At 61.2% G+C, this 2,597-nt stretch carries 3 protein-coding genes and 2 pseudogenes; all 5 read right to left on the bottom strand.

Annotated elements, in window-relative coordinates:
- Nucleotides 1-219: pseudogene (locus EN994_RS26400) on the bottom strand (molybdopterin oxidoreductase); the annotation flags it as partial.
- 1 nt (nt 220) lies between these two features.
- Nucleotides 221-1,102 carry a cytochrome b/b6 domain-containing protein gene (locus tag EN994_RS26395; protein WP_013531946.1) on the bottom strand — a complete coding sequence of 294 codons (882 nt, stop codon included), beginning with the start codon at nt 1,100-1,102 and terminating at the stop codon, nt 221-223.
- 97 nt (nt 1,103-1,199) lie between these two features.
- Nucleotides 1,200-1,877: a DUF1345 domain-containing protein gene (locus EN994_RS26390; protein WP_013531945.1), complete on the bottom strand. Its 678-nt coding sequence runs from the start codon at nt 1,875-1,877 to the stop codon at nt 1,200-1,202.
- Nucleotides 1,878-1,900: 23 nt separating this feature from the next.
- Nucleotides 1,901-2,371: a YaiI/YqxD family protein gene (locus EN994_RS26385; protein ID WP_013531944.1), complete on the bottom strand. Its 471-nt coding sequence runs from the start codon at nt 2,369-2,371 to the stop codon at nt 1,901-1,903.
- 69 nt (nt 2,372-2,440) lie between these two features.
- Nucleotides 2,441-2,597 (bottom strand): annotated as a pseudogene (locus EN994_RS26380) (S-(hydroxymethyl)glutathione dehydrogenase); the annotation flags it as partial.

Genomic DNA, 2,597 nt, shown 5'->3' with positions numbered 1-2,597 from the left:
GATATCGGCCTCGGTGAATTCCGGCGCCAGCGCACCGCGTCCGGCGAGCAGGCGTTGCGCCCGGTATGTCAGGCCATTGGCGTTTTCGAGGAAACTGCGCAGGCCGCTGCCGACGCTTAGCTGGCTGTCAAAGGCGTCGCAGCCCGACAGCATGATACCGGAAGCGCCAAGGCCGGCAGCGGTCAGGAATTTGCGGCGGCTGATCTCAAACTTCGCCATGTCAGGCACTCCTCTCGGCTGTATTGTCGTTCTGTGCGGGAGGATCGGTGCGGTACCAGCCGGTGATGATCGAGCGCAGCTCGTTGATCGGGCCGGCGGCCAGGATCATCAGGATATGGACGACGAAGAAGGCGACCAGCAGCACCATCACGGTGAAATGGATGGTGCGTGCCGTCTGCCGGCCACCGAGCAGATCGTTGAGGAAAGGCAGCACCGAGTTCATGCTTGGCGACATCGCCAGACCGGTGATGATCATCAGCGGCAGCAGCACGAACAGAACCCCGCCATAGGCCATCTTCTGCAGCGTGTTGTATTCGCGCGTGTGGTGGAATTTGAGCTTGGCGTGGTCGACGATGTCTTGCGGCAACCGCTTCAAATCGTCGAGGCGTGGCGCGAGATCGCGGCGGATGTGACCGTTGACGATGCTGGCGACCAGCCAGACGATCAACGTCGTGGTGAGTATCCAGGCAAAGAAGAAATGGATGACGCGCGCAGTGCCGAGATCATAGTAGGACGGGATGGTCGCCCAGGACGGGAAGGCGCGGGACGTCTCCTGGCCGGCCGGACCCGACCAGCCGAGCACCCCAGTGGTGTTGAAGCGTTTGCCGAAGATCTCCGTGTAGCCGCGCGGACCCGCATCGGAGTTCTCGGCGCCGATGGCGAAGATGGTGTTGTTGTAATCGAAGCCCGATTGCTTGCCGATATAGAGCTGCGGACGGGCATTGAAGATCTGCAGGCCGGACAACAGCATGAAGAACAGCGAGATGGCCCACAGCCAATGCGTCAGCCGCGTCCAGCGCGACTGCCGGTAAATCAGCGTTTTGTCGTTCGACGCCGAAGCGCCTGGATCGGCGGCGGATTGGCTTCTGGCAACGGATTCCATCGTGTTTCGTCTCCCGGCCTCGCGGCATGGCCTGCGCGCTCATTGTCCTCCTGATACGTCGCGATCCAAACCGATGTTTCATCCGATCACGGATTTATTACGGACCGCCCAGGCTGACGGCGAGATTGACGGCAGCGGCGACGATGACCGTGTTGAAGAAAAACGACAGGATCGAGTGGACAAGCACGACACGACGCATATGCGTCGTCGAGATGTTGGTGTCGGCGGTCTGCGCCGTCATGCCGATCACCGTCGAGAAATAGAGGAAGTCCCAACCCTCCGGCCGTTTGTCGCCCGGAAACAGCAGTCCGCCGACCGGGATTTTCTTCCTGGTCTCGGCATCCATCGCATCGCCATCCATCCAGTAGACATGAGCATAATGGAGCGCTGCCATGGCATGGATGGTGAACCAGCCGAGCGGGATCGACAGCAGCGCGAAGAAGAGCTCGATGGGATGGCTTCTGTCCTTCTGATTGATCAGCAGGAACAATGCGACAACGGCAACGCCGACGACGACAAGCGTCACGGCGAAGATGACCAGCACCGGCTGGTCGGTGGCGCGCGCATTCTTGCTCAGATACCTGCCGGTGAACTTCGGCATCTGGGCGACGACGAGAATGACATAGGCGGCAAAGAACGCGTTGGCGCCGATCGAATAGGCAAGCGGAGCGTGCAGCAGCAACGCCACCAGAAGCGCAAAGACGCCGAAGCAGGCAGACACAGCAAACAGCATGTGGCGCTGCATGGGTTTGTCTATCGGAGCTTCGGCGGCCATGGTGGTTCCAGCCCTGGATAGCGCTAATCCGGTGTGGCCGATTTCATGGCACGCCGCAAGATGCGATCGAGTTCGCCCAGAAACCGCGACCGGTCTTGCGGCGCGAAGCTGGCATTGTAGCCCTTGCTTTCGCCGGTCTCGCGCAGATGCTGCTTCAGGTCGCGCATCGCCACCGCCATGCCGATCGTTTCCGGCGTGAAGGGACGTCCGGTTGGCCCAAGCACATGGGCGCCAAGCGCCACCGCGCGGGCGGCCAGCGGAATGTCGGCGGTGATCACAATGTCGTTGGTGCGTGCATTGTCGACGATCCAGTCGTCGGCGGCATCAGCGCCCTTGGAGACCACGACATTGCGGACCATCGGATCGCGCGACGGCCGCAGGCCGCCATTGGAGACGTAGGTGACAACGACGCCATGCCGGTCGGCCACTTTTTCGACCTCGGCCTTGACCGGGCAGGCGTCTGCATCGACGAGAATGGCGGGGAGTTCGCTCATGTTTCTTTTCTCCTCCCATTGTGAACCACGGAGGCCGCGCGCCGGTTGGACCGCGGCCTGCGATCTTCCTCAGTAAACCACGACGCTTCTGATCGATTTGCCCTCATGCATGAGATCGAAACCCTTGTTGATGTCCTCGAGCTTGAGCGTGTGGGTGATCATCGGGTCGATCTGGATCTTGCCGTCCATGTACCAGTCGACGATCTTCGGCACATCGGTGCGGCCG

This window comes from Mesorhizobium sp. M7A.F.Ca.CA.002.09.1.1, assembly GCF_003998555.1.
GTDB lineage: Bacteria > Pseudomonadota > Alphaproteobacteria > Rhizobiales > Rhizobiaceae > Mesorhizobium > Mesorhizobium ciceri.
Note: the sequence above shows the minus strand (reverse complement) of the source record. Positions and strands in the feature narration are given on the sequence as shown.